The following is a 6,325-nucleotide window of genomic DNA, read 5'->3' as shown; positions in this document are numbered from 1 at the left end:
GCCGAGCGCTTCGACGAGCCGACCAGCGCCATGTCGCGCCGGGCGCTCGACGAGGGGCTGCGCAGCTACGCCGACGAGGACGAGGTGCCCGCGCCGCGTGGCCGCCGGCGGGCGGCCGGTGACCCGTACGCCGAGGAGCCCCCGGCCCGCTCGCGCCGCTACGCCGGCACCGAGTTCGAGGACGAGGCCCCGGCCCGGTCCCGGCGTTACGCCGGCACCGAGTTCGAGGAAGAGGCCCCGGTCCGCGGCCGGCGTTACGCCGACGAGGACGAGATCCCCGCGCCGCGTTCCCGGCGCGTCGTCGAGGAGGAAGCGCCGCGCTCCCGGCGTTACGCCGCCGACGACGACGTCCCGGCACCGCGGCAGCGGCGCTACGTCGAGGACGACCGGTACGAGGAGGCGCCGCCCCCGCGGCGGCGGTCCGCCCGTTACCCGGACGACGAGCCACCGCGGCCGTCGCGCTCCTCGCGCTACACCGACGATGTCGAGACTGCGCCCCGGACCCGGCGCGACCGGGGCGCCGACGTCGACAGCGCCGACTCGGGACGACACAGCCGCAGTGAGTTCGTGGACCTGGCCGGGGCGCCGCGCGCCGTGGCCGGTCCGGACCTGGAACCCGACGAGACGCCGACCCTGGTCGACATGGCGTCGCGCCGGGCCCGCCGGGCCACCCAGCAGGAACCAGCCCGGGCGGCGAGCCGGGGGGCTCGTCGCGGCAGCAGGGGCAGAACGGACGAATCGGCTGACGACGTGTACTGGCGTCAGCTGCGAGGGGAAGCACAGTGACTGAGCGCGCCATCGACCGGATCGCCCGCCGCGGCGATGCCACCCGTAGCGGGGCATCGTCTTGAGCGCCGATCTGGTCCCTCCGGTCACCAGCATCGGGACACCGCGGATCACCGCGGGCTTCGACGAGTACGGCCGCCTGGACCTGATCGCGCACCAGGAGGTGCACGGCGGCTTCGCGGCGCTGTCCAGCGGTGAGCTGATCGGTCTGGCCGACCGGATCGAGCTGCGCGGCCGCGGCGGTGCCGGGTTCCCGTTCGCCCGCAAGGTGCGCGCGGTGCTCGACTCCTGCCAGCGTCAGGACCTGCCGCCGGTGATCGTGGTCAACGCCACCGAGGGCGAGCCGCCGTCCTGGAAGGACAAGGCCGTGCTGACCCGCGGCCCGCACCTGATCCTGGACGGCGCGGCGCTGGCCGCCGCCGCGCTGGACGCCGAGGAGATCGTGATCGGCATCGCCGACGACGGCATCGGGCAGGAGTCGCTGGCCGCGGCCCTGGCCGAGCGCCGGATGCCGGTGCCGACCCGGATCGTCACCGTCCCGCACCGGTTCATCTCCGGCGAGGGCGGCGCGCTGGTCCGCGGCATCAACGGCGAGGCGCACATCCCGCCCGGCCGCAAGGTCCGGTCCAGCGACAACGGCGTCGGCGGGCTGCCCACCCTGCTCTCCAACGCCGAGACGTACTCGCAGCTGGCCATCGCGGCCCGGCTGGGCCCGTGGGAGTACAACGCGGTCGGCATCCCCGAGGAGCCCGGCACGGTCATGCTGACCGTCGGCGGCTCGGCCACCGCGCCCGCCGTGGTCGAGGCACCGACCGGCACGCCGCTGATGGACGTGCTGACCATGTGCGGGGCCGACATCGGTCCGGGCCTGCTGGTCGGCGGCTACCACGGCAAGTGGATCACCGCCGAGGCGGCGAAGACGGTGACCATCTCCCGCAAGGGCTTCGCCAAGGTCGGCGGCACGCTGGGCGCCGGCATGCTGATCCCGATCGGCTCGACCACCTGCCCGCTGGGCGAGGTCGCCCAGGTCACGCAGTACCTGGCCGGGGAGTCGGCGGGTCAGTGCGGCCCGTGCCGGCTCGGCCTGCCCGACCTGGCCCGCGCGGTGACCCTGGTGGCGCTGGGCGGCAGCGCGCTGGAGAACGTCCGCCAGGCGGCCGGTGTGGTGAAGGGCCGTGGTGCCTGCAGCCACCCCGACGGCACGGCCCGGTTCGCGCTGTCGGCGCTCGAGGTCTTCGCCCGTGACGTGGAGCTGCACGCCAACGGGGAGGGCTGCGGCAAGCAGGTGCGCGGCATCCTGCCGTTGCCGTACCACACCGATCAGGGGGCGCGGAAGCTCGCGGTGGACTGGTCGCGGTGCGACGGTCACGGTCTCTGCTCGGCGGTCGCCCCGGAGATCATCCGGCTGGACGCGAACGGCTTCCCGGCGTTCCCGCAGACGCCGCTGCCGCCGTGGCTGGAGAACGGTGCCCGCAAGGCGGTCAACGTGTGCCCGGCCCTGGCGCTGCGACTGACGGAAGCGGTGAAGAAGTGACCCGGCTGCTGTCCGGGCTGGTCGCCGGGCTCTGCCTCGGGCTCCTCGCGGGGTGCGGCCCGGCGGCCTCCGAACCGGTCGCGGCGTCGGAGCCGGTGCCGGCCGTACCACCGGCGGCCGCTGCCTCGGATCCGGCCGCGCCGGCCGCGCCGGTGACGGTGCCGGCGTCGCTGAAGTTCACGGGTAAGACCCTGGACGGCAAGGCGTTCGACGCGGCGACCATGGCCGGCAAGCCGACCATCCTGTGGTTCTGGGCGCCCTGGTGCGCGACCTGCGCGAGCGAGGCGATGTCGATCGCCGACCTGCAGCAGGAGTACGCGGGCCGGCTCAACATCCTCGGCATCGCGGGCCTGGGCAACAACAAGGACATGCACGAGTTCGTCGCCGACCTGGAGGTGGGCGCGGTGCCGCACCTGGACGACGAGCCGGGCAAGTTGTGGAAGAAGTTCGGCATCACGCAGCAGAGCACCTACGTGATCCTCGACCGGACGGGCAAGATCGTCACCACCGACTATCTGGACGACCTGCAGCTGACCACCAAGGTCAAGTCGCTGGTGGCGTGAGCCGTGCAGGCCACGCTGCTGCTCGCGCTGACCGCCGGGATGCTCGGTGCGGTGAACCCGTGCGGCTTCGCGTTGCTGCCGGCGTACCTGTCGGTCCTGGTGGCCGGCGACGAGCCGCGGGCCGCGGGCGGCGGTCCGGCCGCCGTGGGCCGGGCGTTGCGCTGCACGGCCGCTCTGACCACCGGTTATGTCCTGGTCTTCGGGGTGTTCGGGCTGCTGCTGGCCCCGCTGACCGGGTGGCTGATGCCCCGGCTGCCGTGGCTCACCGTGGTCCTCGGGGCCGGGCTGGTGGTCCTCGGGGGCTGGCTGCTCGCCGGGCGGTCCCTGCCGGCCCCGGGCCGGGGGATGCGCGCGCCGCGCCTGACCGGGACGGCCGCGTCGATGGTCCTGTTCGGCATGGCCTACGCGATCGCGTCGCTCGGCTGCGCGATCGGGCCGTTCCTGGCGATCGTCGTCTCCAGCCTGCGCGCCGGCTCCACCGTCGAGGGGGTGGCCCTGTTCGTCAGTTACGCGGCCGGGATGGGTCTCGTGATCGGCGTGACCGCCCTCGCCGTCGCTCTGGTCCGGGTCTCCGCGGTGTCGCGCCTGCGCCGGGCGGCGGCTTTCGTGCCCCGGATCGGCGGCGCGGTGCTGGTCGTCGCCGGAGCGTACGTGGCCTACTACGGATGGTATGAGCTGCGCCTTGTCAAGGATCTGAGGACTTCCGGGCAGGATCCGATCGTGAATCTTGCCTCGAATCTCCAGCGCGAGTTGAGTGGTGTGGTCGGCCGGCTCGGCGCGGGATGGTTCGTGCTCCTGCTCGCCGCGCTGGTCCTGACGGCGCTCCTGCTGTCGCGGCGCCGTCGTACCTCTGTGGGGAGTTGACCGTGGACACCGCGTACCGCGTGACTCCGCTGCGCCGTGGGGACCCGGAGCAGCTGGGCGAGTACTGGCTCACCGGCCGGCTCGGCTCGGGCGGCATGGGCGTGGTCTACCTGGCGACCGACCGCGACGACAACTATGTGGCCATCAAGCTGGTGCACGCGGCCCTGGTCAACGACCCGGAGTTCCGCGGGCGCTTCCGCAGCGAGGTGGAACGGGCCCGGCAGGTGCCGTCGTTCTGCACCGCCGAGGTGCTCGACGCGGACCTGGACCACAACCCGCCGTACCTGGTGGTCGAGTACGTCGACGGCCCGAGCCTGGGCGAGGTGGTGGAGGAACGCGGCCCGCTGCGCGCGGCGGCCCTGCACTCGCTGGCGGTCGGGGTGGCGACCGCGCTGACCGGCATCCACGGCGCCGGGGTCATCCACCGCGACCTGAAACCGGACAACGTGCTGCTGGCGCCAGGCAGCCCCAAGGTCATCGACTTCGGCATCGCCCGGGCCTTCGAGGCGACCAGCCAGCACACCCGTACGGACCAGATGGTCGGCACGGTCGCCTACATGGCCCCCGAGCGCTTCAGCTCCGAGCCGGGCACGCCGCTGACGGCCGCCGCGGACATCTTCGCCTGGGGCTGTGTCGTGGCCTACGCCGGCACCGGCCGCACGCCATTTCACGGTGACTCGCCGCCGGCGACCGCGGCCCGGATCCTCACCCAGCCGCCGCACCTGAACGGGCTGCCCGAGTCGCTGCGGGACATCGTCGCCCTGTCGCTGTCGAAGGACCCCGAGGAGCGGCCGACCGCCCGGGAACTGCTCGACATGCTGCTGGGCGACGACCAGCGCGGCTCGCGCCCGCCGGCCCGGCAGCGCACCACGGTGTTCAGCGCCCCCGTCGTCCCGGCCCCGCCGGTCGTGGCCGAGTACTTCGAGTCCGACGACAACTACCCGCCCCGCCCCTACGCCACCGACCACTACTCCCGCGGTGAGATCTCCGCCGGCAGGGGACGGCCGCGGGGCCATCGGCTGCTCGCCGTACTGGCCGTCCTGCTGGTCGTCGCGGGCGTGGCCACGGTGGCGCTGGTGCTGAACGCGCAGCGCGGCACCGGCGATCCGTCGACCACCGGAGGATCTCCGCGCGGTGGCGCCGCCGCCGGCGTCGAGCAGTCCACCGGGCAGGACGGGGCAGCGGCCCCGGAGAGCCCGCCACCCACCGAAGCGGCCGACTACGAGGACGACGACGGCGCGGACCGGACCCCGGTGGAGCCGGACGGCGGCGAGCCGATCATCCAGGACGCGCTGAACCGGCCCGGCCAGTGGCTGGACAGCGAGATCCGGGAACAGAACGCCAGCTGCTCCACCCGCGGCGTGATGCGCGCCGCCCGGGTCGACCGGGGCACGTACCAGTGCGTCGGCCCGGACGAGTTGATCGCGGACGACTTCGGCGTGGAGGTGACCGCCGCGCTGCAGTCGGCCGGCAGCTGCGCGGCGATCTGGTTCCACTGGGACCCGCGGCGCGGCGGGCAGGTGCTGCGCGTCTGCCAGAACGAGATGTCGGTGGCGGCGGACCGGCCGGACGACCGCCGGGTCTACGGGCGGATCCCGCTCGAGCAACGGATCGACCTGCGTGAGTCGGTCCGCGTGCACCTGGTGGTCCGCGAGGGCGAGGCCCAGGTCTTCCGCGGCGGGGACTTCGCGGGCTCGGTACGGCTGCCCAAGGACGGGCCGGACCAGGGCCAGGTGCTGCTGGGCCTGAGCGTCGAGGCCGTCGACACCGACCCGCCGTACGCGGTGACCTTCGCCGACGTGGACATCCGGTCCTTCTGACGGCGGTCCGAGGTGGAAACGACCGATGTGGACCGAGCCGATTAAGTAATGGCTTAGGTAGCCGTTGACAGATTGATCACCTGACGGCCCATACTGCGGCATGCAGGTACCGGCACCCTTCGAGTACGCACGGGCCACCTCGGTCGACGACGCGATCGGTCTCCTCGAGCGCTACGGCGACACCGCCCGGCTGGTCGCCGGCGGGCACAGTCTGCTGCCCATGATGAAGTTGCGGCTGGCCAACTTCGAATATCTCATCGACATCAACGATCTGCACGGCGAGCTCGGCGCCATCGTCGTCGAGCCCGGCCAGGTCCGGATCGGCGCCCTCACCCGGCACCGGGAGCTGCTCGAGTCCGACGCGCTCGCCGCGGTGCTGCCGATCTTCCGGGACGCCGAGCGGGTCATCGCCGACCCGACCGTGCGCAACCGTGGCACCCTCGGCGGTTCGCTCTGCCAGGCCGACCCCTCCGAGGATCTCTCCGCCGTGTGCACCACGCTCGGCGCCAGTTGCGTGATCCGTGGTTCCGCCGGCACCCGGGTCGTGACCATGGAGGACTTCCACCGCGGGCCGTACGAGACCGCGGTCGCCGACGGGGAGATCCTGGTCGAGATCCGGATCCCGGTGCGCGAGCGGGGCGGGAGCGCGTACGAGAAGGTCGAACGCCGCGCCGGGGACTGGGCCGTGGTCTCCGCCGGCGCCGCCGTCTGGCTCGACGGCGACGGCCTCGTCGCCGACGCCCGGGTCGGCCTCGCCG

Annotated in this window: 5 protein-coding genes and 1 pseudogene; all 6 read left to right on the top strand. The window is 73.4% G+C overall.

Annotated elements, in window-relative coordinates; all coding sequences use genetic code 11:
* Positions 1 to 786 (top strand): annotated as a pseudogene (locus tag AB0C29_RS28305) (hypothetical protein); the annotation flags it as partial.
* Between the two features lie 61 nt (positions 787 to 847).
* Positions 848 to 2,320, top strand: a complete 1,473-nt coding sequence (locus tag AB0C29_RS28300; protein WP_360544184.1) for an NADH-ubiquinone oxidoreductase-F iron-sulfur binding region domain-containing protein — start codon at positions 848 to 850, stop codon at positions 2,318 to 2,320.
* Entirely contained in the window at positions 2,317 to 2,883 is a 567-nt protein-coding gene (locus AB0C29_RS28295; protein ID WP_360826151.1) for a redoxin domain-containing protein, read from the top strand. The genes AB0C29_RS28300 and AB0C29_RS28295 overlap by 4 nt, the downstream gene beginning before the upstream one ends.
* A 3-nt stretch (positions 2,884 to 2,886) precedes the next feature.
* Entirely contained in the window at positions 2,887 to 3,747 is an 861-nt protein-coding gene (locus AB0C29_RS28290) for a cytochrome c biogenesis CcdA family protein (protein WP_360826148.1), read from the top strand.
* A 2-nt stretch (positions 3,748 to 3,749) separates the two neighbouring features.
* Positions 3,750 to 5,567 carry a serine/threonine-protein kinase gene (locus AB0C29_RS28285; RefSeq protein WP_360826145.1) on the top strand — a complete coding sequence of 606 codons (1,818 nt, stop codon included), beginning with the start codon at positions 3,750 to 3,752 and terminating at the stop codon, positions 5,565 to 5,567.
* Between the two features lie 100 nt (positions 5,568 to 5,667).
* Positions 5,668 to 6,325, top strand: a 658-nt coding sequence (locus AB0C29_RS28280) for a xanthine dehydrogenase family protein subunit M (protein WP_360826142.1), incomplete at its 3' end; no start/stop codon positions are given.

It is taken from the genome of Actinoplanes sp. NPDC048791 (genome assembly GCF_040650095.1).
Classification (GTDB): Bacteria; Actinomycetota; Actinomycetes; order Mycobacteriales; family Micromonosporaceae; genus Actinoplanes.
The sequence above is the reverse complement of the archived record's forward strand: the minus strand, read 5'-3'. Positions and strand labels throughout refer to the sequence as shown.